This is a genomic window from Acinetobacter sp. RW6, assembly GCF_041956835.1.
GTDB lineage: Bacteria > Pseudomonadota > Gammaproteobacteria > Pseudomonadales > Moraxellaceae > Acinetobacter > Acinetobacter calcoaceticus.
Map to the genome: position 1 here is coordinate 1,580,886 of NZ_CP167121.1, position 26,695 is coordinate 1,607,580.

24 protein-coding genes are annotated in these 26,695 nt (G+C 36.9%); 12 read left to right on the plus strand and 12 right to left on the minus strand.

Annotation, left to right across the window (positions count from 1 at the left end):
• The first annotated feature begins 147 nt into the window (after positions 1–147).
• The 6 genes from ACB088_RS07380 (at position 148) to ACB088_RS07405 (ending at position 6,723) form a co-directional block, all read left to right on the plus strand.
• Positions 148–2,283, plus strand: coding sequence for a TonB-dependent siderophore receptor (locus tag ACB088_RS07380; protein ID WP_375038500.1), 2,136 nt, complete (start codon positions 148–150; stop codon positions 2,281–2,283).
• A 66-nt stretch (positions 2,284–2,349) separates the two neighbouring features.
• Positions 2,350–2,649, plus strand: coding sequence for a hypothetical protein (locus ACB088_RS07385; RefSeq protein WP_375038501.1), 300 nt, complete (start codon positions 2,350–2,352; stop codon positions 2,647–2,649).
• Positions 2,642–4,198: a PepSY-associated TM helix domain-containing protein gene (locus ACB088_RS07390; protein WP_375038502.1), complete on the plus strand. Its 1,557-nt coding sequence runs from the start codon at positions 2,642–2,644 to the stop codon at positions 4,196–4,198. The genes ACB088_RS07385 and ACB088_RS07390 overlap by 8 nt, the downstream gene beginning before the upstream one ends.
• A complete protein-coding gene (locus ACB088_RS07395) occupies positions 4,195–4,476 on the plus strand; it encodes a DUF1634 domain-containing protein (protein WP_127491660.1) in 282 nt (93 codons plus the stop codon). The genes ACB088_RS07390 and ACB088_RS07395 overlap by 4 nt, the downstream gene beginning before the upstream one ends.
• A 153-nt stretch (positions 4,477–4,629) precedes the next feature.
• A complete protein-coding gene (locus ACB088_RS07400; protein WP_375038503.1) occupies positions 4,630–5,517 on the plus strand; it encodes a sulfite exporter TauE/SafE family protein in 888 nt (295 codons plus the stop codon).
• A gap of 96 nt (positions 5,518–5,613) precedes the next feature.
• Positions 5,614–6,723, plus strand: a complete 1,110-nt coding sequence (locus tag ACB088_RS07405; RefSeq protein WP_080547672.1) for a 3-deoxy-7-phosphoheptulonate synthase — start codon at positions 5,614–5,616, stop codon at positions 6,721–6,723.
• A gap of 101 nt (positions 6,724–6,824) precedes the next feature.
• Here the strand turns inward: ACB088_RS07405 and ACB088_RS07410 are convergent, their stop codons facing one another.
• From ACB088_RS07410 to ybaK, 8 genes are all read right to left on the minus strand, one after another.
• Complete coding sequence (locus ACB088_RS07410) at positions 6,825–7,565, minus strand: adenosylcobinamide-GDP ribazoletransferase (protein WP_375038504.1); 741 nt, start codon at positions 7,563–7,565, stop codon at positions 6,825–6,827.
• 108 nt (positions 7,566–7,673) lie between these two features.
• Positions 7,674–9,245, minus strand: a complete 1,572-nt coding sequence (locus ACB088_RS07415) for a histidine-type phosphatase (protein ID WP_375038505.1) — start codon at positions 9,243–9,245, stop codon at positions 7,674–7,676.
• Positions 9,246–9,370: 125 nt separating this feature from the next.
• Positions 9,371–9,970 carry a histidine phosphatase family protein gene (locus tag ACB088_RS07420; protein ID WP_375038506.1) on the minus strand — a complete coding sequence of 200 codons (600 nt, stop codon included), beginning with the start codon at positions 9,968–9,970 and terminating at the stop codon, positions 9,371–9,373.
• Positions 9,963–11,018 carry a nicotinate-nucleotide--dimethylbenzimidazole phosphoribosyltransferase gene (gene cobT / locus ACB088_RS07425; protein ID WP_375038507.1) on the minus strand — a complete coding sequence of 352 codons (1,056 nt, stop codon included), beginning with the start codon at positions 11,016–11,018 and terminating at the stop codon, positions 9,963–9,965. The genes ACB088_RS07420 and cobT overlap by 8 nt, the downstream gene beginning before the upstream one ends.
• A gap of 1 nt (position 11,019) precedes the next feature.
• Complete coding sequence (gene cobU, locus ACB088_RS07430) at positions 11,020–11,538, minus strand: bifunctional adenosylcobinamide kinase/adenosylcobinamide-phosphate guanylyltransferase (RefSeq protein WP_375038508.1); 519 nt, start codon at positions 11,536–11,538, stop codon at positions 11,020–11,022.
• On the minus strand, positions 11,526–12,152 hold the full coding sequence (locus tag ACB088_RS07435; RefSeq protein WP_375038788.1) for a 2'-5' RNA ligase family protein: 627 nt from the start codon (positions 12,150–12,152) through the stop codon (positions 11,526–11,528). The genes cobU and ACB088_RS07435 overlap by 13 nt, the downstream gene beginning before the upstream one ends.
• Before the next feature lie 105 nt (positions 12,153–12,257).
• Positions 12,258–14,405, minus strand: coding sequence for a bifunctional mannitol-1-phosphate dehydrogenase/phosphatase (gene mtlD / locus ACB088_RS07440; RefSeq protein WP_375038509.1), 2,148 nt, complete (start codon positions 14,403–14,405; stop codon positions 12,258–12,260).
• A gap of 621 nt (positions 14,406–15,026) precedes the next feature.
• Positions 15,027–15,494, minus strand: coding sequence for a Cys-tRNA(Pro) deacylase (gene ybaK, locus ACB088_RS07445; protein ID WP_004642683.1), 468 nt, complete (start codon positions 15,492–15,494; stop codon positions 15,027–15,029).
• Positions 15,495–15,684: 190 nt separating this feature from the next.
• On the opposite strand from ybaK, the gene ACB088_RS07450 reads away from it, so the two are divergent.
• From ACB088_RS07450 to ACB088_RS07465, 4 genes are all read left to right on the plus strand, one after another.
• On the plus strand, positions 15,685–15,987 hold the full coding sequence (locus ACB088_RS07450; protein ID WP_209733478.1) for a hypothetical protein: 303 nt from the start codon (positions 15,685–15,687) through the stop codon (positions 15,985–15,987).
• A gap of 232 nt (positions 15,988–16,219) precedes the next feature.
• The gene (locus ACB088_RS07455; protein ID WP_092705633.1) at positions 16,220–17,593 is read left to right on the plus strand and encodes an AarF/ABC1/UbiB kinase family protein; all 1,374 of its coding nucleotides are present in this window, start codon (positions 16,220–16,222) and stop codon (positions 17,591–17,593) included.
• Between the two features lie 229 nt (positions 17,594–17,822).
• A complete protein-coding gene (locus tag ACB088_RS07460; protein WP_375038789.1) occupies positions 17,823–19,106 on the plus strand; it encodes an acyl-CoA dehydrogenase family protein in 1,284 nt (427 codons plus the stop codon).
• Positions 19,107–19,128: 22 nt separating this feature from the next.
• Positions 19,129–20,334 (plus strand): acyl-CoA dehydrogenase family protein, encoded by a 1,206-nt coding sequence (locus tag ACB088_RS07465; RefSeq protein ID WP_375038510.1) that lies wholly within the window; start codon positions 19,129–19,131, stop codon positions 20,332–20,334.
• Between the two features lie 111 nt (positions 20,335–20,445).
• On the opposite strand, the gene ACB088_RS07470 is transcribed toward ACB088_RS07465, so the two are convergent.
• Complete coding sequence (locus tag ACB088_RS07470) at positions 20,446–21,669, minus strand: alkane 1-monooxygenase (protein WP_375038511.1); 1,224 nt, start codon at positions 21,667–21,669, stop codon at positions 20,446–20,448.
• Between the two features lie 171 nt (positions 21,670–21,840).
• Here ACB088_RS07470 and ACB088_RS07475 point away from each other — a divergent pair, with 171 nt between their 5' ends.
• Complete coding sequence (locus ACB088_RS07475) at positions 21,841–22,803, plus strand: AraC family transcriptional regulator (protein WP_045432634.1); 963 nt, start codon at positions 21,841–21,843, stop codon at positions 22,801–22,803.
• A 48-nt stretch (positions 22,804–22,851) separates the two neighbouring features.
• On the opposite strand, the gene ACB088_RS07480 is transcribed toward ACB088_RS07475, so the two are convergent.
• The 3 genes from ACB088_RS07480 to ACB088_RS07490 all read right to left on the minus strand — a co-directional run bounded on the left by ACB088_RS07480 (position 22,852) and on the right by ACB088_RS07490 (position 25,745).
• Positions 22,852–24,717: a SurA N-terminal domain-containing protein gene (locus tag ACB088_RS07480; RefSeq protein ID WP_375038512.1), complete on the minus strand. Its 1,866-nt coding sequence runs from the start codon at positions 24,715–24,717 to the stop codon at positions 22,852–22,854.
• A 131-nt stretch (positions 24,718–24,848) separates the two neighbouring features.
• The gene (locus ACB088_RS07485) at positions 24,849–25,121 is read right to left on the minus strand and encodes an HU family DNA-binding protein (protein ID WP_001043034.1); all 273 of its coding nucleotides are present in this window, start codon (positions 25,119–25,121) and stop codon (positions 24,849–24,851) included.
• 168 nt (positions 25,122–25,289) lie between these two features.
• The gene (locus tag ACB088_RS07490) at positions 25,290–25,745 is read right to left on the minus strand and encodes a phasin family protein (protein ID WP_005041005.1); all 456 of its coding nucleotides are present in this window, start codon (positions 25,743–25,745) and stop codon (positions 25,290–25,292) included.
• 208 nt (positions 25,746–25,953) lie between these two features.
• Between ACB088_RS07490 and ACB088_RS07495 the strand changes: the two genes are divergently transcribed.
• On the plus strand, positions 25,954–26,601 hold the full coding sequence (locus ACB088_RS07495; protein ID WP_005041007.1) for a hypothetical protein: 648 nt from the start codon (positions 25,954–25,956) through the stop codon (positions 26,599–26,601).
• The last annotated feature ends 94 nt before the right edge of the window (positions 26,602–26,695 follow it).

The following is a 26,695-nucleotide window of genomic DNA, read 5'->3' on the forward strand; positions in this document are numbered from 1 at the left end:
TCCTCACTAAAAGCGGCCACGGCGTACACTATCTAAAATTACATTCATTCACCATATTTTAATCTAAATTAACAATGCAATTTGAATTGTAGCTTACATTAACAAACAATAAAATAAATGAGAATTATTTACATTATCTTTACTCTTATGAATATCCCGCCTCGACCATTTAAGCTTACCGTAATTGCCTGCGCGATTTGTTATGCGAACCTCACGTATGCTCAAGATGCAGATGTGCAAGCTTTACAGACCATTCAAGTTAAAGCCACAAGTGCTGAGCAGTCTTCTGAACAGACCAAAGCATACAATGTTAAAAATTCAAGTAGCGCAACCAAGCTTAATATTGAGGCTAAAGAAACTCCTCAAACTATTAACGTAGTCACTCGTCAGCAAATGGAAGATTTCGGGCTTACCAGTACGAGAGATGTTCTAAAAAATACTCCAGGAGTAACTGTAAGCAATCAGGAAACCGAACGTACTTCGTACATGGCTCGTGGTTTTGAGATTTCAAATATTTTGACTGACGGCGTGGGCTTTCCACTCTCAGGGTATAACTACAACAACACTAACCCAGATACCTACTTTTACGATCGTGTAGAAATAGTTAAAGGTGCAGACTCTTTAACTAATGCATTTGGTGACCCAAGTGCAACAATCAACAATATTCGTAAGCGACCAACTCAAGAGTTCCAAGCAAGTGGCGGTTTGAGTTATGGTTCGTGGGATACTCAACGTTATGAAGCTGACGTATCAGGCTCAATTACCTCTAGTGGAAAAGTACGTGGCCGTATCATGGGCTATGAACAAACTGGCAATTCTTACATTGACCGATATTCTTCAGAAAAAAATGGTTTCGCAGGTATTGTTGAAGCTGATTTAACAGATAGTACTTTACTCACCGTAGGCTATAGCCAAGAACAAAATAAACCGAATGCAAATAACTGGGGTGCTCTGCCCTTACTCGATGCAAATGGCAAGCAAATTTCGTACGACCGCTCATATAATCCAAACCCTGATTGGGCACACTGGGATAATGAAACACAAAATGCTTTTGTCGAATTAAAGCAAAAAATTAATGAGCAATGGGCAGCGAAGCTAACCTATAACTATCTTGATACTAAGCACAATAGTCGCCTCCTTTACTACTATGGTTATCCAAAAGCTGATGGTTCGGGGGTATCTTTAACCCCTTGGGGAGGTCAAGAACATCAAGAGAAACATGCAGTAGATTTTAACCTCGAAGGAACCTATAAACTTTTTAACAGAGAACACGAAGCAACTCTCGGTTATAGCTATGTACGTAGTCGTCAGCAAGATAAACAATCTACAGGAACGATTAACGATAGTAATGTTATAAAATCAACGACTACAGACTGGGCAAGCTGGACACCTCAATCTGTAACTTGGTCAGATTTCACAGAAGCCGCTAACTATACTCAAAACATTGACTCGATCTATGCCGCGACGCGCTTACATCTCAATGAAGATTTAAAACTTTTACTTGGTGCGAACTATGTCAGAGCTGAGAGTAAAGGCGAAAGCTATGGCTCACCAATGTCATATAGTGAAAGTAAAGTATCACCCTATGTTGGACTCACCTATAACTTCACACCTGAATATACAGGTTATATGAGTTATACCTCTATTTTCCGCCCTCAAACCGGTATTGATAAAGACACCAATCAAGCTTTAAAACCTATTGACGGCAAAAGCTATGAAATGGGTGTAAAAAGCTCGTGGCTAGATGACCGTTTAACCGGAACACTTTCAGTATTTAAAACTGAGCAGAATAATTATCCGCTACGCAACTCTGACGGAAATCCTCTCAACAGAAAAGTACCAACCAGTGATTTAGAATCGCAAGGTGTAGAAGTCGGATTATCTGGCCAAATTACAGATAATGTGAATCTTTCTTTCGGTTATGCTCAATTTAGTATTAAAGATATTAAGAATGGTGGCGAGGCAAGAACTTATAATCCAAACCAGACGCTTAATTTGCTGACGACCTATACGCCGTCAGCTTTACCTAAGCTGAAAGTTGGTGCAGGCTTACAATGGCAAGATGGTGTAAAGCTATATGACTCAACTGTAAACAGTACTATCACACAAGATGCCTATGCCTTAGTCAACTTAATGGCGAGCTATGAAGTAAATAAACATATTACGCTTCAAGCAAATGGTAATAACATTTTCGATAAGAAGTATCTATATAGCTTCCCTGATGGCCAAGGATTTTATGGTCCTTCTGCCAACTATACAGTTGCTGTAAAGTTTAAATATTAATATCGTAGCCAATCCCAATTTAGGGATTGGCTTTTCTTATTATTCTTTGTTTATGTGTCATTAAAGATGTCCAAAACTGTAAATCTCCCTGTGTCATATCGCATAAAAGTTTTCTATCGATTCTTGCTGGTTTTCGGTATGGGTTTTGCCTGTATGGCGTATTTAAGTCTTGGACTCACTGGAATTCTCCTTTTGACCTTAGACAAAGCTGAAGCTATCTATCTCGCATCATTTATAGCAATTCTATTTTACGTAGTGTTCGTGATTATAGGTTTTTGCATCCAGTCACTTTTGAAACTCACTGGGCTATCAGTCGTTCTATGTGCCCTTTTCTTTTTTACAACGCGTATGGTGGGTTATGCATAAAGGTATACGTCAATCTATGGCATGGCTACACTCATGGACTGGCTTAATTTTTGGATGGCTCGTATTTGCCATTTTCTTAATGGGAAGTTTGTCCTATTACCGCCACGAAATTAATTTATGGATGCAGCCTCCACTTGCGCAATATGAAGTAAAGCAAGATATTGCTATTAAAACAGCCTATCAATACTTACAAGACCATGCTCCAGATGCCAAATCTTGGTATTTAACTGTTGCTACACCAGAAAGTCCAGTAAACACCATGTATTGGGAAAAATCAGACGGCGGTTATGGCAATACCACACTTGATGCAAACACAGGTCAAGAGCTTCAACTTTCGGCAACGTTAGGCGGCGACTTTTTTTACCGATTCCATTACCAACTTTTTGGCGTCCCAATATTACTTGGACGATTAATAGTATGTCTTGCCGCATTTATTATGTTGATTGCTTTGGTTTCAGGCATTATTACCCATAAAAAAATATTCACCGACTTTTTTACTTTGCGTACATTTAAGTCTCAGCGTTCATGGCTAGACTTTCATAATATTTCTTCGGTGATTGCCCTACCTTTCTTTTTAACCATTACATTTACAGGCCTAGCCATTTTCTTTTATTTGTATCTGCCTTGGGGCATGCAAAAGCTTTATCCTGAAAATCCATATCAATATTTTACCGAAATACGTACAAAGAATGTGCTTGAGAACCAATCGATACAGCCAGCTCAGAACTTATCTATCGAAAAGTTATTAAACCAAGTGCAACAAAGTTGGGGAAATCAAACTTTATCGACAATTAGTGTAAAAAATCCAAATACCAATCAGGCGCAAATTACCTTTATTCAAAATGAAGATCATTCAATTACTCGTAATCAGGCTCAAATTACATTGAATGCATCAACAGGCAAAGTCTTAGCAGACACACGTAATAATAGTGCTATTGCAACACTGAATGCAGGAGTTTACGGTCTACACATGGCAACATTTGCCCAACCTTTACTTCGCTTAGGTTTGTTCTTCTCTGGCATTTTAGGTTGTGTCATGATTGCCTCTGGTTTGTTACTCTGGAGCCTTAAACGCCAAATTCAAAATAAGAATAGTAAGTTTCACTTTGGACACTATTTAGTTGACCGTTTAAATGTCGCAACTTTTGTAGGACTGCCGTGTGCAACTGTCGCCTATTTAAGTGCGAATCGATTATTTACAGTCACTTCAACCACGATCAATTATGAAATTTATAGTTTTTTCTTGGTCTGGCTAATCAGCTTAATCATTGCTTTAGTCACTAAAAAACAATATTTATGGCGAACTCAACTTAGTATTTTTATTCTGCTTTGTATGGCGCTTCCAGTCTTAAATTTAATTTATTTGCTCAAGTATGATTATGTTGAAAGCTTCAACAAGTATTGGGCATTTGCACGTATAGATATATTTTTGTGGATATTTGCAGGCTTAGCGATTTTTATATTCTGTAAAATTCAACCTATTCAGCATAAAGCTGTAGAAAAAATTCAAAAGAAGCTGAATAAATTAAATACTGAGGTGAGCTCATGATCTTTATAGCTTTCATCTTAATTTTATTAGGAATGTATTTGTTGTTTATGGCGAGTGAAAAATATCGATCGCCAAAATCAACAGGCCATTTCAAATCATTAGCTCAAAAATATTACCAACACTTTAAGATAGCTGCATTCATATTGTTTGTTTTATGCGCATATATTCTGATTCGACATTATAATTTTTCAATTGGTTTTGTCAGTTGGTGGATATTTGCAACGCCGTTAACTTTTGGCCTCATACTTCTACTTAACCCCTTGAAACCATCAAAATAATCTTAGATCCTAAGAATTTGATGAAAAATAGCTCAAGCTAAGCAATATTTTGATTGCTTAGCTTTTTTTTGCATAAGTAAATCATTATTCATGACAACTGTTTATCTCTAAAAGGAATAAGATATGGGCGTTTCGTGATAAGTGGCGATAAAGATGTCTGGTGCTTTTGAATTTATCTTAGCGGGTATGTTAGTTGGTTTCTGTGTAGGGATTACAGGAGTTGGTGGTGGATCATTAATGACACCAATTTTAATTAGTCTTTTTAGAATTGAACCGCATATCGCAATTGGTACCGATTTACTTTATGCCGCAATTTCAAAATTCTGTGGCTCAATGGTTCATGCTAGAAAACTCAACATTGTGTGGCCAATTGTTTTATGGCTTGCAGTGGGTAGTATTCCAGCATCTTTCATTACCTCATGGGTACTTGAACATTATTTAAGTCAGTCAACTCACTATAAAGCTGTGTTAACCATGGTTTTAGGTTTTATGCTAACACTGACTGGTGTTTCAATTATTTTTCGTTCACGTATTGAAAAATTCTTTAATCGTTTTAGAAATAAAGAAACCGTACAAACAGAAAATGAGCAATTGGCTATTCACCATAAACGCCTCTACATCATTATTATGGGTATTATTTTAGGCGTATTCGTAACGCTTTCATCTGTCGGCGCTGGTGCATTCGGGATTATGGCTCTCGTGATCATGTTCCCTAACTTGCCAATGATTCGAATTATTGGTTCAGATGTGGTACATGCGGTATTGCTTACATTAGTGGCCGGCCTTGGACACATGAGTGCTGGTAACGTCGACTTTACGCTTCTTATGTGGTTATTGGTGGGTTCAATTCCAGCAATTATTGTAGGTACGCTCATTAGTTCCCGCATGCCAGAACGTTTAATCCGAAAAATTTTAGGGATTACCCTATTTGCTCTCGGTGTTAATTTTATGGTTAACCCGGTCAAAGCAAAACCAAAAGCCCCTGTGGTACAACAACAAGCAGTGATTGCTGAAAAAACAAGCAATTCAACTGAAAGATAGCAAAATCAATAAGATTTTTCCAAACTGAAATACCATGAGATGTAGGATTTTCATAATTATTTCATGGTATATTCAGTACACAAAACAACCTTTAGTATGATCGAACCAGTGACAGTAATGACTACACATTCAAAATCCGTTTCAAAGCCAGATATCGACGACCTTAATATTAAAAGCATTCAAACTCTTGTAACACCAGCTGAGCTTAAATCAGAGTTGCCTTTATCTGATGTTGCTTCACAAACCGTTCTAAAAGGTCGCGAAACTATTCGTAATATTTTAGATGGTTCAGATAACCGTTTGTTTGTCGTTATTGGTCCTTGCTCTATTCACGACCCGAAAGCTGCTCACGAATATGCCGATCGCTTAAAAGTGCTAAGCGAAAAAGTTAAAGATACATTGTATCTAGTTATGCGTGTTTATTTTGAAAAACCACGTACTACAATTGGTTGGAAAGGTCTAATTAATGACCCAGACATGAATGACTCATTTAACATTGAAAAAGGTTTACGTATTGGTCGTAAACTCTTGCTTGAATTAAATGAAAAAGGTCTGCCATGTGCAACTGAAGCACTAGATCCAAACTCTCCACAGTACTATCAAGACTTAATTTCATGGTCTGCAATTGGTGCACGTACCACCGAGAGTCAAACTCACCGCGAAATGTCTTCTGGTTTGTCATCACCTGTTGGTTTTAAAAATGGTACTGATGGTGGCTTAACTGTTGCAACCAATGCGATGCAATCTGTTAAATATGGCCATAGCTTCTTAGGCCTTAACGAAGACGGTCAAGTTTCGATTATTAATACGAGCGGCAACCCTTATGCACACGTTGTATTACGTGGTGGTAATGGTAAGCCTAACTATGATGCTGGCTCTGTTGAAGAAGCAGAAAATGCTTTAGCGAAAGCAAAAGTTAGCAATAAAATCATGATTGATGCGAGTCACGCGAACTCAAATAAAGACCCGTACTTACAGCCACTTGTTCTTAAAAATATTACTGAACAAATTTTAGATGGTAATAAGTCAATTGTTGGTCTTATGGTTGAAAGTCACTTAAAAGGCGGCCGCCAAGATATTCCTGAAAACCTTTGTGACCTAGAATATGGTAAATCAGTGACTGATGGCTGTATTGACTGGGAAACCACTGAAAAAACATTGCTTGAAATGCATGACGCTTTAAAAGACGTTTTACCAAATCGTTAATTCATCTTTTTAAGAATATCGATTAAGCCCTCATTTTTGAGGGCTTTTTATTTTAATGAAATTTCTAGATAAACCGTAATAGTGTTTAAAATTTTTATTATTTATAAATAAAAATAAGTTACTACAAAAGCAAAAAGCAGCACAGTTTCGCTAAGCTCAATCGCAGCTCCTACAGTGTCCCCTGTAATACCATCAATACGTTTTATAAACAGATGTCTTAAATAAACAAGGCTCATTAAAAAGCTAATCACGGCAATTAGACCTTGCCATCTCCAATATAGAGACATTAATACAACTAGAGAAACTATTATCCAAGAAGCTGTTTTAGGTAAATGATCAGTCAAAGAACGACCTAAACCTTTTTCACGGACATACGGCGTAGTTAAAAATAAAATTGATGGCACAAGGCGCCCAAGAGCAGGAACCAATATTAAAAATAGTGTTTGCTGTTGTTCAATCAGTACATAGAGCAGTGCGAACTTGAGTAAACATATAACAACTAAACTCAGTACGCCAATGGGGCCACAACTTGGATCCTTCATAATTTGTAAAGTACGTAGCTTGTCTCCAAAACCACCTACCCACGCATCTGCCGTATCTGCCAGCCCATCTAAATGCAACCCGCCTGTCAGCCAAATCCATAAAGTCGTTATGATGGTGGCAAGCAGAAGAATTGGTAACTTTGCGAAAAGACATGCAATAAAAAAAAGGATGCCACCAATAATGAGTCCAACCAATGGATAAAACAAAATAGCTTGACCATTTTGTTGCGCCGTCGGCATTGTCTTTAGCTCTATCGGTAGAACAGTTAAAAATTGCAATGCGATCCAAAATGGTGTCATGTCCAAATCTCTAACTGAACTATATTTAAAAAACAGTTTGAATTATGAAGAAATAAAAATGGGAATAGCAATCCCTATTCCCATTAAAGACTTCAGAAAACTGAAAATCTATTGTATTTGATAGCACTGTTTCAATTTTATATAGTCGTAGTAGAAACTAGTTGAGCTATAGCGCGCATAGTTACATGCAGACTTAAACAAAGTTTCTTTTTCGTTATAAAGCATTTTTACCAAAGTATTGCCTTGGCCATTTTGATAAATATCCCACTGTACATTGGCAGCCATAGGTGAAACTACTTCTCCACGCCATGTGCTTGTTGAATAGTTATAAGTCTGGCGTAGAGGTAAAGGCTGCATCATATTATGTAAGTCTAGGCTGGTGGCCAGAGGAATAATAATTTCAGCATGGGCAAAACGTAAAACCGCTTTGTAAGGTTGGGCTTTATTCACAACAGCATCAACTTGTTGGAACATATCTTGTTTTAAGCCCTGTGCAATTTCACTCGTGACTAGATTTGACTCTGTGAAACTTGGGCCTTTTTCGTAAAAATCATTGGCATCATTAAATTCAGCATAGAATTTTGCGGCTTCAACAGGCATATATTTATCAAAATCGATACCTTTTAGCTCATCTTTCATACCACCAGAAATCGAATAGAGCTCATACACATAAGCTGCTGCATCAACTGCACTGGCGATAGTGTTTTTACCCTTACCTTTTTCCGTAATTTGCTCACCTTTAGGCGAAGTTACGGTAAAAGACCCTGTATTACTAAAGCTATAACCCGCTGTACCCAATTTTTTAATAAAGTCTGCTTTAAAAATCGGGTTGAGTACAGTCTGGGCAGTTTTTTCAGCCTGAGTATTTTTTGATAACTCATCCAGTTTTTGTACTAAGTCATTATTATTTTCTTCAAAATCTTGATAGGCCTGACTTGCATCATAAATTTTCTGCTGACTAGCACTGAGTGGTTGTTTTAAGTCTTCATCCGCATTCAAACTATGAAAATAAAGTTTAAAACGGTCAACTCCGCCATCTATAACACTTGGAACACTTTCACTCGATAAATTGGTATAAGAGACTGGAACAATTTTATCTTTGAGCTGCGGTTGTTGTTTAATTAATTCAGCCGTAAAGAATTTAGCACTATCTACCGCACGATCGACACCCGAACTTTGTACCGATATAGAAGCTTGCGAATTTAAAAGATTGGGTAAGCGTTGTAATAACCGATCTGCAATCCCGCGATGTTCTAAAATACCCGTCATCGTTTCGTTTCCATAACCAAACTGGCGAACTCCCTCAACACCGTAACCTAACAGAATATTGGCTTTCATCATGGCCTCTAAGTCAGCACCTAATTGCTCACCTAACGGCGTTAAGGCATTTTCTGCTTTTGCCTGCTTCCATAAATTATAAAGTGCCAAGTCATATTTGAGACTTGATAAACCTCTTGAACCATGACGCGCAACCAACTCTGTGAAAACTGGCTGGAATCCATTTGGTGCTTGTTCATAGCTTTTTAAATCTTGTTGTGGTTGATAAGGCGTTTTGGTTTGATAATACTTTGATTGGGTTGTAGGTGGTGTCGTTGATTGATCATCTTGATCGTCATTATTGTTGCAGGCCACAAGAAATAATGATGTTGCAAGCATCGTCGTTGTAAATAAAATATTCATGAGTCTGATAAGTTATTAATAAGAAATGCCCATAGCTTAATTTTTAGCAATGACAGTACGATTACATGACTTCAAATATCTTTATAAAAATAATAACTTACAAGTGTATAAAAATAAGAGGATTGTTATTTAAGTATAAAAGTTAATTGACCATCTTTTTCAGAAAATTCTAGGGAGTATAATTTCCCAAGCTCTGCTGGCATTTTAAGTAAGTCATCTAAAGGTTGTTGCCCAGCTAAACAAGCCAATAGCTTAATGACACCTCCATGGGTAACAACCAATGCATGTTGCCAGTTTTGTTTTTGCATATTTTCAAGTAAATCTTGAAAACCTTTCAGAACTCTCTTTTGAAACTGCGTTAACGTTTCAGCCCCAGGCGGACAATATTGACTCGGTTTTTGCCAAAAATTTGCAAGTAACTCTGGCGAGGTTTCATAAATTTGCTGAGTAGAAACGCCTTCCCAGTCTCCAAAGAACATTTCTTTTAAATCATGATTTAAAAGCAAAGGCAGTTCAGTTGTTTTAGCAAGTTGCTCCGCAAAGCATGCACACCGTTTTAACGAAGAACTTACAATGACATCCCATGTCTGGTTTGTGTCTTGCTCAATGGTTGACTGCATTTGCTGCCAACCTTTTGGTGTTAGGTCATCATCTAAATGACCACGTAAAGTATGGCTAAACTGACTTTCACCATGTCTGAGTAAATCAATTTTCAATTTACTCAATTTTATCCCCGCTTACAGCAGCTTGAGCAAAGGTAGCCATTTGGTTGTGTAATACACATGCCATTTTAACTAATGCCAAAGCAGCTGCTGCTCCACTACCTTCACCTAAACGCAAATTCATCTTTAAAATTGGCTCGGCATTGAGTTCTTGCAAAATACGTCGGTGACCATATTCCGCCGATTGATGACCAAATAACATCCAGTCACGTACTTTAGGATTCATTCGTACTGCACATAAAGCGGCTACTGAACTAATAAAGCCATCCACAATTACAGGTAAGCCAATTTGAGCACATCGAATATAAGCACCAGTTATCGCCGCAATTTCCAAGCCGCCTACAGCACTTAGGGTTTTAAACGCGTCCCCAATGACATGTTGATAGTGACGCTCTATTGCCTGCTCAATCACTTCAATTTTATGTCTTAACTGATCGGCACCAATTCCTGTGCCTGCACCAGTTAGTTGCTCAGCCGTATCATTTAATAAAAGACATGCTAAGGCAGAAGCAGAACAGGTATTCCCAATACCCATTTCACCCGCAATATAAATATCTGCACCGTCAGCTTTAGCTGTATCTACGCTCTTTCTTCCCAATTCTAATGCAGCACGACATTCTTCAGCATTCATTGCAGCTTGCTTGGCAAAATTTGCTGTGCCTGCACGAATACAATGACGTTCAACACCGACATATTCGTATGCCTCGCCTACTGTGCCACAATCAATGACTTGCAAATGAGCTTGATGATATTTAGCAATTACACTAATTGCTGCACCACCAGTTGTGAAGTTTTGCAACATTTGGCGTGTGACAGCTTGAGGATATGCAGAGATATTCTCTTCAACCACGCCATGATCGCCAGCAAAAACTGTGATCCACGGATGGTCAACTTGAGGATGAGCGTTGGACTGTAAACTGGCAAGTGTAATTGCAATTTGCTCTAAATCACCTAAAGCACCTGTAGGTTTGGTGAGTTGGAGTTGATGTTGCTCAGCTTGTTGTTTTGCTTTCAGATTAGGTTGCTGTACAGATTCTAACCACCAGTTCATTTCACTTCTCACCTTTTAAAATCATTGGAAAACCAGCCACACAAAACATAACCTTATCTGCAATTTGTCCTAGAACTTGATGCAGTCTTCCTGCTTCATCTACAAAACGACGGCTAATCTCGCCTAATGGCACAACACCCAGACCAGTTTCATTACTAACTAAAATAATTTCTGATTGAAGTGTGGGTAAAACGTCTATTAGTTGCTCACACTCAAACTCTTGAACGTTTTGATCATCTAAAAGTAACAAATTCGTTAGCCAGAGTGTTAAACAATCCACCAGAATGATTTGATTAGGCCGATCAATTTTTTGCAAAGTTTTAGCCAAAAATAATGGCTCTTCAACCAACGACCAGTGAGCAGGACGCTGATTTTGATGGTGTGCGATTCGCTTTTGCATTTCTGGATCAAGCGCTTGCGCCGTCGCGACATAAGTCACAGCTAATTGCGTAGCTATTGCCGTTTGTTCAGCCAGTCGACTTTTACCAGAACGAGCACCACCCAAAATTAGTTGCAACATGAATCACCTAAAAATAAATGCTGATATGGATATAACTTACCTTGTAAAGTTTGAGCCTGATAATAACCAAACGTCAAATGCTCAATTTTAAGTTCAAATTCAGCGTGCTTATATTGTACAGGTAATTCAGAAATTTTTTGCAAAATCAAATCACTACTATAGTTCTTTTTATATAACCCTAAGGTAATGTGTGGGCAATAATCTAAAGCTGCAATTTCATTAGAAACCGTGCCTAACTTTTGTCTTATTAGAGATAAGATATTTTCGGTATCTTGGATTTCTACAAATAAAGCACTACTAAAGCTATCAACTGAACCAGTTTTTAATTCAAATGGTGCAAAATTCTTTTTTCTTAAAATTTCTCTCTGCTGCTCTAACTCACTAAAGCTAAAGTCATCTTTATAAGCTTTAGATTCGTCAGTCAAAAAACCACATATAAACAGCGTGATATGGTATTGGCGAGTATTTGGTTCTAACAAAAAATCTGAAAAATGCGCGCGTAATCCATCTAAATAATCAACTAATTTTTGATCATTAATTGCCAGATACCATAAAGCATAGTTTTGACGCCCAAGGTGCCATTCCGGATAGTCCCGTAAAGATGTTGGCACCATGGATGTCGAAGGTTGTAGCAGCACAGTTTTAATTCAAAATGATTCAATTTTTGTATTAAAGCATGTTTGCCTTTTAATTGTAGAGCACTAATTCATTGAACGAATTTAAGCATATTGAGTATGCCTAGTTTTTGAATTGGTAATATTCATGTTCAAAGGTTGCTTGCCTTGTTCAGAAAATAAATATTGAATTAATTGTGTTAACTCAACTTCCAGCTGTCTTTTCTGAACTGTACTCATGTCCAAGTTCTGAATTTGCTGCTGTAAATGTTTAAACACATCAGTCTCATCAATTTCTAAAAATTGAATTGCATAGGCATAACCTAAAGCAGCACCTTTTAATAAGTTTTTATAGGGTAAATCATGACTAATATTCACCACAATTGATGCTATTACCCGTTCATTGTGACCCAGTTTACGTAGCGGATCTCGCGCAACACGCTGACATGGATCTTTAAATGCATATTCACATGAATCTAGAAAACTCTGTGCAAGTCGATCTAGATCTTTTGCATAGTTAGGTAATACGATTGCAAGTCCTTGCTTTACTTCTGTAATCAAATTCTCTGCAAATGCTTTAACAGAACTATCGCCCATGGCAACACCAATAGAATCATAACCCAGTAAAGATGCATACCAAGCAAGCATCGCGTGTACGCCGTTCCACAGTCGGTTTTTGATTAATTGAATATCTGTAATTTGCTCAACCAACACAACTTGGCGCAATTTTTCGAGTAAAGGGCTACCTTTTTCTACATAAATTGGCATATCAGTTTCGCTATTGAACAAGATTAGATCCATACTTTGTAATATATGTCCCGGCTGAAAATTACGACGCATGTTATCTACATATAAAGAGGCCTGATTTTGCTGATCTTGAGTCAGTTTATTGCAATCTTCAATTTCGACCTGCTCTTCATGTTCCACATCAGATAAATGCTGTTCAAGAAAATGATGCTTAATGCGAAGCTGACGATATAGATTTTGATTAGACAATTTTGAAACCATACGGTTTACAACGGTGTCGCAAAAGTAATGTTCTTTTAAAATATGCTCTGTCACATCCTCATCATTAGTTAGTTCTAAAAGTGCTTCTCTAAGATGCTTCATCACCAAATATTTTGCGCCAACTTTATTTAAAATAATTAAAAAAGTTAACGGTTCTATACATGTTTCGAGTGCCGAGTTAAAACGAGCGTATAAACCTTTTGCAATCGTTTTTGACTCAATTTCAATAGCTTGTTCAGGCAAACATAGTGCGATCAAACTTGAATGGGTATACATCTCTAACATTTGCTGTTCATTGTCAGAATCAACAATTGTCATATTTTCAATGCGTTCATCATACGAAAACTGTCCATAGCGAATACTATAAGTTCCAAACGCATTTACCGCTTCACGAAATAGACTATTACGTGTAGAAGCAATAATACGTCTTGGTTTTGTGTATCCATCCCAGTGCGACAAGATTTGCGCTATATAGCCGCCGCCAATAGCACCAAAACCGTGTATACCAACCGTAAGTTGATTTAGGCTTTGCGGAAAAGACTCTTGTCCTTGTGGCATATCCATAACAGGAATAAATTGGTCGAGATCTGTTAAGAAGTCATACATCTGATCGTAATAAAAATCGGCTTTTTCCAACATTTCATCATTTGGTTCTTTAATATCTTTTAATAAAATTGTTAGACCTTCCGATGAGTGAGCTGACGTTAAACCATTTTCAGAATCTTCAAACATTAAACATTGGTTAGCATCTAAATGAAGCTGGCTTGCTGCTTTTAGAAATATTTCAGGATGAGGCTTTCCATTTTGTACTTCATCCCCACAAGTAATTACATCAAAAAATTTATAAACATTCGCATTAATTAAATATTCTTCGGCAATTGCTCTACGACTTGAAGTAGCCACAGCCATTCTTAAACCTGATTTTCTTAAACGTTCTAAAACTTGAACCAAACCTTTTTTGATAGGAACGCCGTGTTTTCGTATATGTTCAAGCTCCATCTCATCGGCTCTTTTTCGTATCTCTTTATATGGAACGTTTACGCCATACAAACGTTGAGCTAATTGTTCAGCAGTAGTTGCACTTAAACCTAAACATTGCATTAAATATTCGTGTGAAAATTCCTGTCCAATGAGTTCTTGAGATGCTTGTTGCAATGTTTGAAACCGCAACCTTTCAGTATCAAACATTGTCCCATCCATATCAAAAATTGCTCCATGAACAGGTTTTTCATGAAAAATAAGCACGCTTTTACCTCTTTTTTTGATCATGTTTTATTCAGGGTATACAAAAAATTGGCTAAAAAGGCATGATGTTAATAAATGAAACACTAGTGGTCATTTTTTAATCAAAAATATAAGTGATCTGTTACTGAGCAGAGTTAAAACTCTAAAAAGGTTGAACAATATAAATAAGTATGAAGCTAACTTTAAATGCAAGAGTAGCAAGCCATCCTCGCTTGCTACTCTTGGTTTATTCTTTTTGTTGCGCTGATAGTATTTATTTTTCTTAGTTCCATTTACCGCTGCTTGAACCCGCATATTTTTATAATGTCTTGCAGGTGTCACATACCAGAAATCAACTCGCCTTTCGCTGTTCTTCTTGTTTGAGCCTCTGGTATAACTCTAAATTTCATTAGAAGATGAGCATCAATCTTCTCCCCCTTATCGGGACTAGGACTATATCGCCATTAATAATAATGATAATCATTTTCATTTAATGGTTCAAGCTTTTTTACAATTATTTGTGCTTATCTCTTTTTTGAAAAATAAAGAAGGATCCGCAATGCGCTATACCTCTCAACAAAGTATTTTCTCAATGTAGATAAAAATAATGATTAGTTCTTAGAGTATTCCTCTAAACTTTTCTTACTGATCAAGCACATCAACAAATTGAGCATTTAAAAGCTGTGCTAAATCTTTAGGATTTAAACCAATATCCAGCCCTCTTTTTCCGCCACTGACATAAATTTTGCTAAAGTTTTGAGCAGATGCATCAATGACAGTTTTTAAACGTTTCTTTTGGCCTAAAGGACTAATTCCTCCTACCAAATATCCCGTTAAACGTTCAGCATCTTTAGGATTAGCCATCTGTAATTTTTTACATCCAAACGCCGTAGCAACTTTTTTTAAATTTAATTGGTGATTAACCGGTAATACAGCAACAAAATAATTCTTATCGTCACTCACCATTAGAGTCTTGAATACTTCTTTTACATCCAAATCTAATTTTTCAGCAGCTTCTAATCCAAAACTTTTGGCATTTGAATCATGTTCATATTCATGAATAGAAAATTCAATTTTATTACTTTTTAACAATCTGCATGCAGGAGTCATAATAAGTGGTGTTATAGATGAAATTGTTTCGATTATAGTTTTTTTAAAAAAATTTTTAAATTTGCTTAGGCTATTTACAAGAGTTACATAAAAATTCAATCAGCAACTGAAGAAAAAATAATCTCAACTTGATATTCGCGGCTCGACTCCATATATTTTATTTAGATTTGAAGTCTGAGCTGGCAATTTTATGAGTTATAAACACAACAATCTGATGGCTATGCGTCACCGTTTTTGGGATGAATCTTCAGATTCTGTATTAAATGAAAAGCAGTTTTTGCAGCAGACGTTAATTGAGCAAGGTATTTTTAATAACGCAACTCTTGATGATGTTAAGTACTTCTTTTATACCCTGCCTAGCATCATTATCGTAAAAGCTCATGCACTTGGTTTCATGCATGATTCAGTCAAACAGATGTTATTGCAACATATTCAGAATAATCGTCTTAATTTGATGCAGAAATCTGAATTAAAGATTCAATTTAAAATGTAATCCATTTTGTTATCAAAGGTCCGTTTTATTTTAGTTTTACTCATCTGAATGCTCTTAATTTCTTAAATTTATAAATTGCTTAGGCTATTTAATAGTTAATGAAATAAAGATGGCGATTTCGACCTATCATTCAGTCTGAGAGAACTATTTTAATACGCTCAAAACATGTAATATTCGTTACAATTTTAGATCACAGCGTTTGGCTGCATGATGCGCATAGGATTCTATTTTCATGTCAAATCAGAAAGATAAGCTTAAGAGTTTAAAAACTTCTTCCATGGATCGACGCTTATCAATCGCGAAAGCTTCTTTACTTGCAGGAACACGTTGGGCAACTGCAAGTGCTTCTTCTATTTTTTCTAATGAGGAAGACAAAGAAAAGAAACGTAAAAAAGCGATGAGCGAACAAGCTAATTATCTGGTTTCTGAAATAGGTAAACTTAAGGGTTCTATTGTTAAAATTGGGCAAATGATGGCCCTTTATGGTGAACATTTTTTACCAGAAGAGATTACACAAGCATTAAATACTCTAAATAACCAAACTGTTGCTTTAGATTGGCCTGCAATTAAGCCACATCTACAAGAACAACTGGGCGCTAAGTTAAATGATTTAACGATTGATCATGAGCCAATTGGTACCGCCTCTCTCGCACAAGTACACCGTGCAACACGTAAATCAGATGGCTTGGAATTAGTTCTAAAAATTCAATATCCAGGTGTTGCGAACGCAATTGATTCAGATATGAGCTTGTTTAAAAACATGCTTAAACTGACACGTATGGTGCCACAAACCCGTGAATTTGATCAGTGGTTTGATGAAGTGCGTGAAATGATGCATCGTGAAGTTGACTATGATGTTGAAGCTGCCACTACTCGTCGCTTTGGTGAACGCTTAAAAGATGACGAGCGTTATATTGTTCCGACGATTGTAGATGAATATTGCACCAATCAAGTACTCTGCATGACTTTCGAACGCGGTGTTCCAATTAATAGCCCTGTGATGTTGTCTTTACCTCAAGAGCGTCGTAATCAGCTTGGTGAAGCTTCACTAGAAATTGCTGTTCGTGAAATTTTTGAATGGGGCGAAATGCAAACCGACCCTAACTTCGGTAACTACCTTGTCCGTTTAGGTAATGGCCAAGATGTTCAGGATAAGATTGTATTATTAGACTTTGGTGCTATCCGTCAGTTTGATGACCACTTGTTATCGGTTGCCCGTAACCTAATTCAGGCAGGTTATCAGCATGATAAACATGCGATGGTACAAGCAATGACTGGATATGAATTTTTTGATGCAATGCCTGAAAGTATTAAACCAGGCATGGCTGATGTCTTTTTACTCGCAACAGAAGCATTTAGCACCCCTGCAAATAATCCAGATATGCCCGCTGGCCTTATGGATGAACATGAACGTTATGACTGGAAGAAAAGTCAGTTACATAGCCGTGTTATGCAGCAAGCAAGTAAATCAATGGCATCTCGTTATTTCTCAGTACCTCCGAAAGAATTTATGTTTATTAGCCGTAAATTTATTGGGGCATATACATTTATGACGGTTATTGATGCAAAAACAAATGTACGTCGTATGATTCGCAACTTCGCTTAATTTAGTGAAGGGCTAGAATGATTCCATGTCATTCTAGCCAATACCCCTCTAAACACACCACAAAAAAGTTATTTTAAATAAATAAAATCATGCACTTAAAATATGTTTATTTTTTACCTACCATTTATCCACTCATTTTTTGAATGTCAGTAACGACATAGTCTTTTACTATAATGCGTGTCAGCATAAAACAATAACAACGTGTTAGGACACCATAATCATGACAAGTATGATCAATAAAGCTCAGGGTTTGGGTTTATCGCTGATCACTAAATTGGCTGGAAGCGATGTACTTGATCAACTCAAGTTACGCAAATTTGTTGAAAAATCTCTATATCAAGGTTCAAAAGCTGGTTTTAAAGCATTAAGCCAGACTCAAAAAGCATTTAAACCGAAACAAATCTCTCAACAGCGATTGCCTCAACAACAAAAAACTCTGTTTGATTTAAGCCTAACTGAAGAACAACAAATGACCTCTGATGCAATGTCTCAATTTGCTCAAGAAGTTTTATTAGGGTTAGCTCATGATGCTGATCAGACTGCCCAGTTTCCAGAAAGCCTTTGGCAATATGTAGAAGATCTAGGTCTTAATTACTATGCTCTTCCAGAAGCATTAGGCGGTGTAGCAACCGAACAAAATATTGTAAGTAACTTATTGATTGCTGAAAAATTGGCTGAAGGTGATTTTAGCCTTACAGCTGGATTACTCAGTACATTTAGTGTCATTAATGCAATTACACGTTGGGGTTCTGCCGAAGTTCAGTCGATGTACTTACCTTGTTTTGCAGAAGACTCAGACATTACAGCAACCTTTGCTGTACAAGAAGCAACTCCAGCATTTAATCCTTATGTATTAAAAACCAAAGCATCACTTGAAAATGATCAATTCTATATTGATGGTGAAAAAACGCTTGTTATTTTAGGTGATCTGGCCGATGTATTTTTAGTAAGTGCGGACTTTAATGGCAAGCCAGATATATTTGTAGTGCAATGCAACGATAGTATTTCTATCAAAAATACGCCTGCTATGGGCCTTAAAGCGACAGAAACAGCAACTTTACGCTTTAATCACACTCCTGCTCTACGCATAGGTGCAACAGACTTTGATTACACTGCTTTCTTAGATCTGGGAAATTTAATGTGGTGTGCAATGGCTGTTGGTACTTGTGACGCTGTAAAAGCCTATTGTATTAAATATGCCAATGAACGAACTGCTTTCGGAGAGCCGATTTCTCACCGCCAAAGTGTCTCTTTCATGATTGCAGATATGGCAATTGAAATTGACGCAATGCGTATGCTGGTTTTAAACGCAGCAAGCCTTGCAGAATCAGGCAAGTCATTTCACCGTGAAGCCTACCTTGCTCGTTTACTTTGTGCTGAAAAGTCCATGAAAATTGGTACAGATGGAGTGCAAATTCTTGGTGGACATGGTTTCACAAAAGAACATCCCGTAGAACGTTGGTATCGTGATTTACGAGCTACTGCAATTTTACATTCTGGCTTACATGCATAACTGATGATCAGAGGATAATACAATGAACTTACAAAATCCTAAAAAATTCAAAATGATGATTGATCAGGCACATGATGTTGCGATCAATGTTTTACGTCCTATTTCTCGTAAATATGATAAAGCTGAGCATGCTTATCCAAAAGAGCTCGATATGTTAGCTTCACTCATTGATGGTATGAACGAAGGTGGTGAAGGCATTAATGCCGGAGCTGCGGGTGCTGGCAAACGTGGCGATACAGACAATGAAGGTATTCGTAACGGAACCAATATGTCTACCGCTCTTGGGATTATTGAGATGTGTTATGGCGATACTGGCTTATTACTAAGTATGCCACGTCAGGGCCTTGGGAACTCAGCCATTGCTGCTGTTGCAAATGATGAGCAATTAGAGCGCTTCAAAGGAACATGGGCTGCAATGGCGATTACCGAGCCAGGTTGCGGCTCTGACTCTGCCGCCATCCGTACCACTGCAACCAAAGATGGTAATGACTATATTTTAAATGGTGAAAAGATTTTTGTGACATCTGGCGAACGTGCAGATTCTGTCGTCGTTTGGGCGACTTTAGATAAAAAACTAGGTCGTGCTGCGATTAAATCTTTTGTTGTACCTAAAGGTACGCCTGGAATGAAGGTTGAACGCTTAGAACATAAATTGGGAATTAAAGCTTCAGATACTGCCGTTATTAGTTTTATTGACTGCCGAGTACCTGCCGAAAACCTTTTAGGAAACGCTGAAGTCGATGTTGCAAAAGGTTTTGCAGGGGTGATGGAAACTTTTGACAACACTCGTCCTCTAGTCGCTGCAATGGCAATCGGTTGTGCTAAAGCTTCTTTAGAACGTATTAAAGAAATTTTTAAAGACCAACTTGATCCAGATTATTCTACCCCTTATCTACATACTTCTAATCTTGCAGCACAAATCTACCGTATGGAAGCTGAGTGGGAAGCCGCTCGCCTGCTTATGTTAAAGTCAACGTGGATGGCAGATAACAAAAAGCCAAACTCAAAAGAAGCGTCGATTGCGAAAGCCAAAGCTGGCCGTGTGGGTAACGAGATTACTTTAAAATGTGTCGAACTGGCTGCAAGCATGGGCTATAACGAAGATGAGTTACTTGAAAAATGGGCACGTGATTCGAAAATTCTTGATATCTTTGAAGGTACTCAACAAATCCAGCAATTGATTATTGCCCGCCGAGAACTTGGTAAATCTTCTAGCGAACTAAAATAATAATTAAGGGAAATTTTTCCCCTTCTTTTATTAGCTATCTATGTCAAAACTTTAAAAGCCCTCTAGCTATTAAACTAGAGGGCTTCGTATTTCAGGAATTAATATTTTTATTTATTCAGTAGTTGCACTATCTAATGCTTTATCAACTACACCAAATTTCTTAAAGATTTTTGCACGACGCTTTGATGAAATATTCGCTTTGTTTAAATCACCTTTATAGTGATCAAAAACACGTTTATCCATGATTTTAAACCACAATGAAGGGATTAATGCCGGTAGTAGCATACTTGCGTAACCGCTTGGTAGCTCTGGTGCCTCATCAAAATGACGTAATGCTTGGAATGGACGAGTTGGATAAGCATGATGGTCTGAATGACGCTGCAACTGATACAAGAATAAGTTTGTTACTACGTTATTGTTGTTCCAGCTATGCTCAGGCATTGTGCGCTCATAATTACCATCAGCTTTTTTCTGACGCAATAAACCATAGTGCTCAATATAATTAATAATTTCGAAAAGACTAATACCATAAAAGGCTTGCGTTGCTAAATATGGAATTGTAGCTTTACCAAAGATTCCAACCATCGAGCCATGAAAAGCAGCAGTCATTCCCCAGCCTTGTAATAATTCATTATCTGAAGACCAGAATTCTTTACCTTTACGTTTTAAACGATTTTTTTCAATTTCTATTGCAGATTTAAAAGAACCAATAACAGTACGTGGCCAGAACTCATAGAATGTTTCACCCATACGTGATGAAGCTGGATCTTCTGGTGTTGCTGCACGCTTATGATGACCGTAAGGATGTTCAATACGGAAATGATTATAACCTGTAGGAACTAAAGCAAGATGAGACAGAATATGGTCTATACGGTCATGCTTATGACTTAACTCATGGGCTGTATTAATCGCAATACCATTGATTGCACCCATTGAGATACCAAGTAAAATCTTATCAATAAAAGATGTCGTTTTACGACTTGTTAAATAACATGCATAAACATTTGCAGCGTACTGTAGAGGAATAAAGCTCTTCACAAGACGTGAATAATATGGATCTTTTTCTAAAAGTTTAATTTCTTCATCTGTCGGATTTCGAGCATCTTTCCCAATAATAGTATCAATTGCTGGAATCACGACATGTAATAAAAGTGGACCACCTAAAGCAAAGACTTTCTTTAAAGGGCGTGGACCAAACTGATAACCTGCTAAAATTGCTAAACCGATAGCAGGTAAAGCAGGACTAATCATCCATAAAAAGCGTTTGCGATCTATTTCACGCATAGACGCAGGCACTGGCATAAGTTCTTGCTGAACATTTACTGGTGCATTCATAGCTATATTTCCTTTTTCTATATGTCTATATAGTTAAAGAAATAGTGTTTAGTTAACAGTAGTAACCGTCCAAAAAACCTATGTTAAAGTCTTTGGCATTTTCTTCCACTTTTCTGTCCTAAAAACACATGTTGATCTATTCTTATAGCTCACTATAATTTTATTAAAATAATGATTGATCATTTAAATATGGATGCACTAAGTAAATTTTTTGATGATATTCACCTTAATAAGTCTGAATACATCTATTTAAAAGCGCAAGGAGAATGGGCTTTTAAAACACAAGATCAATCTGCTCTACTTGCTTATATTGTTTTAACTGGTTCAGTATATATTCAACTTAACGCTTCAGAAAAAATAACTGCAACTGCTGGTGATATTATTTTAATTCCTTCGGGGAAAGCACATAGTGCGACTGACTCAAAATCAACAGCGAGTAAGTTGGTAGATTCTCTGGATATCACTTCACTTTTTAACGGTCACAGACAAGATGCAATCGAGTTTGGTACTTCATCTCCGGATAATACATTATTGCTATGTTTACGCTGCCAAATCGATACTCATATGGCTGGGCCACTCATTAATGCACTGCCATCCATCATGCATATTCAGCATGAAAATCAAACCAACCCACCTGAATGGCTACAAATTGGACTCTATTTTCTAGCAATCGAAACTCAAAAAATCAGGCCAGGTCATGACAAAATTATTGATCATTTAGTCAGTATTTTGCTCATTGAATGCATTCGTGATCATATTCAACAAATGACAGATCAACAAAACTGGTTAAGTGCCTTAACTCATCCTGAACTGAGCAATGCACTATCTGCTATTCATAGCCAACCTGAAGTCACATGGACAGTTGAATCTTTAGCTGAACAATGCTGTATGTCACGTTCTAAATTTGCGAATATATTTAACAGTATTATTGGTGAGCCCCCCCTCACATATTTGCAGCATTATCGTTTTCGCTTGGCAAGTCAGTATTTACGCACAAGCAACTTATCAATTCAGCAAATTTCAAATAAGGTCGGCTATTCATCCGAAACAGCATTTAGTCAGGCATTCAAACGAATTTTTGATTTATCTCCTAAACAATATAGACAGCAATATATTGGACATAGCTTAGATTAACTGCCAATAAAAAAAGCGCCGAGGCGCTTTTTTTATTGAATCAAATTATTATTTAATTTTCGCATGTGATTTTAAATATTGACTATAATCTTCTAATATTTGTTGACCACGCGATTGACGATAAAGTTGCTTTAACTGCTGTAACTGATCAGCAGGAATAGCATTCGCAGCAGATGAATTTACATTTGAAACTGCAACAACAACCAGCTCATTTGGTAAATTCGCTGTTGAAACAGACCACATACCTGACTTAGGTGTAGCTGCACTAAATGCTGCACGCTCAATTTCACGCTTTAATCCTTGTGAACGACTAAATACGCCAGCCGATTCAAATGCTACTTTATTTTTAGCAACAACTTGATCTGCTGGTTGAGTTTTAAATTCAGCCAACATTGTAGCAATTTTTGCTTGAACAGCTTTACGCGCTTTTTCATCGATAACTTTTGCTTTCGCTTCATTCATCGCTTGTGCTAAAGGTTTTACACCAGCGGCATGATAATCACGTACTTTAACCCATACCGTATCACCATTCGCTAATTGAATATTAGACGATGTATTACGATCACCATTTTTAACGTCATCATTAAACAATTTAATTTTAACGTTTGGATCACTTAAATACTGATTTTGTGTAGCTAAAGTTACGCCATTTAATGATTCAACTTTTGTACCTTTTACTTCTTGCACAACAGCTTCTAAAGAATCATTACCAACAATCGTTTCATTTAAACTATTTACGGTATCTGAATAAACAGTCGCAACTTTATTCTTTTCAACCTCAGCAGTTAAACGCGCCTTCTCTGCTTCGAATGAAGGAATTTGATTAGCTTGAGTTTCTGCCTCAATAATATGATAACCATATTGAGTTTTTACTGGTTGAGAAATTTGTCCATTTTTTAAGCTTACTACAGTTTTATCAAACGCATCGGAAAAAACACCCGGTGCATATGCTTCAACTAAACCGCCTTTTGCTTTCGAACTTGGATCTTCAGAGAACTGAGATGCAGCTTGTGCAAATGTAAGACCGCCTTGAATTTTCGCATAAACTTCTTTAGCAAGTTTTAGAGCTGCTGCATCATCACGAGCATCGGTAGTAATTAAAATATGCTTCACAGTCCGTTTAGCATCTTTTTTCTGAGTTTCAACGAACTTGCTATATGCTTGCTGAAGTTCAGCTTCAGTTGCAGGAGCTGGTTTAGCCATCAGTGATGGAGACACAACAACATAATCCACGTCAACAGAAGCTTGTTGTTTAAACTCATTTTGGTGTTTGTTGTAATAATCTGTAGCTTCTTGATTAGAAGCAGTTAAACCAGTTTTATAACCATCTAATTTAATACTAGCCAAATGTAATGTACGTTGTTCAGTTTGCAAATTCGCAATTTGCATTAAATCAACTTTACTTACCAAAGAGTAATCAGAAAAAGTTGAAGTTAGCATTTTTAAAGCATGATCTTGACGAAGGCTAGATATTAAGCCCTGACTTGTCATACCAATAGAACGTAAATAATTTTCATAGAGTTTTTGCGAGAATTGTCCATTCTCTTGCAAACTAGGCTGCTGAGCTAACATCTGCTCAATTTGAGTATCACTCAGTGAAATACCTAGTTTTTCAGCTTGTTGAATTAATAAATTACGTGACACTAAAATATCGAGTGCTTTAGCCTGAATAACAGGCAAATTAAGTAAACTCTCATCACCTTTAACAGCAGCTAAATATTGTTCTTTGTAAGACTGAGTTAAAGTTTCAAGGTCTTTTTTAGATATTTCTTGGCCATTTACTGTCTTTGCAACATCAGCCTTGTTTCCCCTATTAAAATATCCTTCAATACCTACAAGTGCTAAAGGGGTCAAAAACAAAATTAGAAGGACTTTGCCGAGCCAACCCTTAATGACTGTACGAAACGATTCCATAAGTATTCCAATATTTTATTTCGAGGCGAATTTTAACTGAAAAACCACAATCAATGAATGAGCAATATTGGTCAATTCAGATTTTTAATAAAAAACGCGCCTATATTGGCGCGTTTAATCATCTTAAAAGATTAAGCTACTGAATCTTTAAGACCTTTACCAGCTTTGAAGCTAGGTACTTTTGTTGCTTTAATTTGAAGCTCTTCACCAGTTTTAGGGTTACGACCAGTACGTGCAGCACGTTCTTTAACACTGAAAGTACCAAAACCAACTAAAGTTACTGTGTCACCTTTTTTAAGTGCTTCAGTAATTGACGCAATTGTCGCATCGAGTGCCTTGCCTGCATCAGTCTTAGATACTCCCCCTTTTTCAGCAATTGCATCGATTAATTCTGATTTATTCATGAATAAAACATCCTCTTAATATCGTTTGTTTAAGGTCCAAGGCTATAGTTTAAAAGGCCATGACGCCTTTATAGCAATGCTTTGGGGGAAAACGCAATACTAGAGCAGGGCTTTTAGCGAAAATAAATGCTAAAAAACTGTTATATATTTGCTAAATCCCAACATTTTTTACTTTTTATTCAATTTTTCTTTCAACTGCTGGTTTTCTTCTATTAAAGCATCCACCTTAATATGAAGCTGCACCAAGAGCTGTTCAATGTGCTGTAAATCCTTCGGAGTCACCAATCCAATCCGGTTTAAAGAATGGTTAACACTGGTATCAAGAATTTTTTCTACTTTATCTTTTGTTTCAGATACAGATTCTTTTGCTTTTTCTGTGACCTTACCAACAGTAGTGTCTGCTAAGTCTCCAGTTTTAGATTCCAGTTCTTCACCTACCTTGACCAAAGAGTCAAATAGCTTATTACCTTCTTCTTCTGCGCGTGAAAAAGCCCCTAGCCCTGCTAACCAAATTTGCTTGGTATACTTTCTAAAATCTAAAGCCGATTTTCTTGAACCTCTTGATTTTAATTTATTTTTTTCTTCTGACTCTTCTGTCGGGGTATCTATATTTGCATTATCCATTGATCTAAGCTCCTAATCAGATGAGAGAGATGATGACTGATTTGACCACAAAATATTTCTATAATATCAAAGTAAAGACTTGATCCATTTACAAAACTGTTCTACAAAGCAATTAAGTCGTGTAAATATATTTAACAGGACATTTATTAAAGTTTGGGATAGGATGTCCCATTCTTCGGTTAACTGCTATTTGTAAGGATAAACTTTTATGAGTGAAACGCAACAAAGACAAAAACATCCCCGTCTGTTGCTGAATATTGTTCTAATTATTTTAGAAACTTTCTTTTCATTTATTCTCACCCACGATGGTGTTCTTCGCTTGCAAGCGAAAAAGTTTATTTCAAACAAAACAACTATTCGCATCAATAGCTACCTTCCTTTTTTTGACTTTTATGTTCAATTTACAGAAAAGGGTTTGTTGTTCGATATCCACTCCTTTGACCGACGTATTGATCTTGAAATCAATAGTACGCTTATCGATTTGATTAAGATTTTCGCTTTTTCAAACCAGCGTAGTCTTAAGAACATGCGTATTGATGGTGATGAAGAAACGAAAAAAGAGTTATTAGATTTAATTTCTCATCTTACTCTGCCTAAACTTTTAGCTGACTGGAAGCAATGGTTTAACACACCAGATGATGAAGCTGAAACCCTTGCTTCACGTAAACGCATTGCTCCATTGCTTGAAAAAATTGATCAACAACGTTCAGAAATCAATTCACTTCATGTGGAAATCAAACAATATCAAAATCGGATTACTCGCTTACAACAACGTCAACGCAACATTAACTTAGGCTTTGGTATAATTAGCCTGATATTTATTGTTTTTTTCATATATAATTTGTGGGTTGCTTAAATTATTTTTCCATTTTGTTCCTGCACTTGAATTAAAAATAAAAAAACTTGACTATTTTAGTCGGGATTCATAAAATCCTATTATCTAGTCTTAA

Excerpts from the sequence above, each read along its gene's own strand:
- ACB088_RS07380 (WP_375038500.1), top strand. The coding sequence starts at position 148 with ATGAATATCCCGCCTCGACCATTTAAGCTTACCGTAATTGCCTGCGCG.
- ACB088_RS07385 (WP_375038501.1), top strand. The coding sequence starts at position 2,350 with ATGTCCAAAACTGTAAATCTCCCTGTGTCATATCGCATAAAAGTTTTC.
- ACB088_RS07390 (WP_375038502.1), top strand. The coding sequence starts at position 2,642 with ATGCATAAAGGTATACGTCAATCTATGGCATGGCTACACTCATGGACT.
- ACB088_RS07395 (WP_127491660.1), top strand. The coding sequence starts at position 4,195 with ATGATCTTTATAGCTTTCATCTTAATTTTATTAGGAATGTATTTGTTG.
- ACB088_RS07400 (WP_375038503.1), top strand. The coding sequence starts at position 4,630 with ATGTCTGGTGCTTTTGAATTTATCTTAGCGGGTATGTTAGTTGGTTTC.
- ACB088_RS07405 (WP_080547672.1), top strand. The coding sequence starts at position 5,614 with ATGATCGAACCAGTGACAGTAATGACTACACATTCAAAATCCGTTTCA.
- ACB088_RS07410 (WP_375038504.1), bottom strand. The coding sequence starts at position 7,565 with ATGACACCATTTTGGATCGCATTGCAATTTTTAACTGTTCTACCGATA.
- ACB088_RS07415 (WP_375038505.1), bottom strand. The coding sequence starts at position 9,245 with ATGAATATTTTATTTACAACGACGATGCTTGCAACATCATTATTTCTT.
- cobT (WP_375038507.1), bottom strand. The coding sequence starts at position 11,018 with ATGAACTGGTGGTTAGAATCTGTACAGCAACCTAATCTGAAAGCAAAA.
- cobU (WP_375038508.1), bottom strand. The coding sequence starts at position 11,538 with ATGTTGCAACTAATTTTGGGTGGTGCTCGTTCTGGTAAAAGTCGACTG.
- ACB088_RS07435 (WP_375038788.1), bottom strand. The coding sequence starts at position 12,152 with ATGGTGCCAACATCTTTACGGGACTATCCGGAATGGCACCTTGGGCGT.
- ybaK (WP_004642683.1), bottom strand. The coding sequence starts at position 15,494 with ATGACTCCTGCATGCAGATTGTTAAAAAGTAATAAAATTGAATTTTCT.
- ACB088_RS07450 (WP_209733478.1), top strand. The coding sequence starts at position 15,685 with ATGAGTTATAAACACAACAATCTGATGGCTATGCGTCACCGTTTTTGG.
- ACB088_RS07455 (WP_092705633.1), top strand. The coding sequence starts at position 16,220 with ATGTCAAATCAGAAAGATAAGCTTAAGAGTTTAAAAACTTCTTCCATG.
- ACB088_RS07460 (WP_375038789.1), top strand. The coding sequence starts at position 17,823 with ATGATCAATAAAGCTCAGGGTTTGGGTTTATCGCTGATCACTAAATTG.
- ACB088_RS07465 (WP_375038510.1), top strand. The coding sequence starts at position 19,129 with ATGAACTTACAAAATCCTAAAAAATTCAAAATGATGATTGATCAGGCA.
- ACB088_RS07470 (WP_375038511.1), bottom strand. The coding sequence starts at position 21,669 with ATGAATGCACCAGTAAATGTTCAGCAAGAACTTATGCCAGTGCCTGCG.
- ACB088_RS07475 (WP_045432634.1), top strand. The coding sequence starts at position 21,841 with ATGATTGATCATTTAAATATGGATGCACTAAGTAAATTTTTTGATGAT.
- ACB088_RS07480 (WP_375038512.1), bottom strand. The coding sequence starts at position 24,717 with ATGGAATCGTTTCGTACAGTCATTAAGGGTTGGCTCGGCAAAGTCCTT.
- ACB088_RS07485 (WP_001043034.1), bottom strand. The coding sequence starts at position 25,121 with ATGAATAAATCAGAATTAATCGATGCAATTGCTGAAAAAGGGGGAGTA.
- ACB088_RS07490 (WP_005041005.1), bottom strand. The coding sequence starts at position 25,745 with ATGGATAATGCAAATATAGATACCCCGACAGAAGAGTCAGAAGAAAAA.
- ACB088_RS07495 (WP_005041007.1), top strand. The coding sequence starts at position 25,954 with ATGAGTGAAACGCAACAAAGACAAAAACATCCCCGTCTGTTGCTGAAT.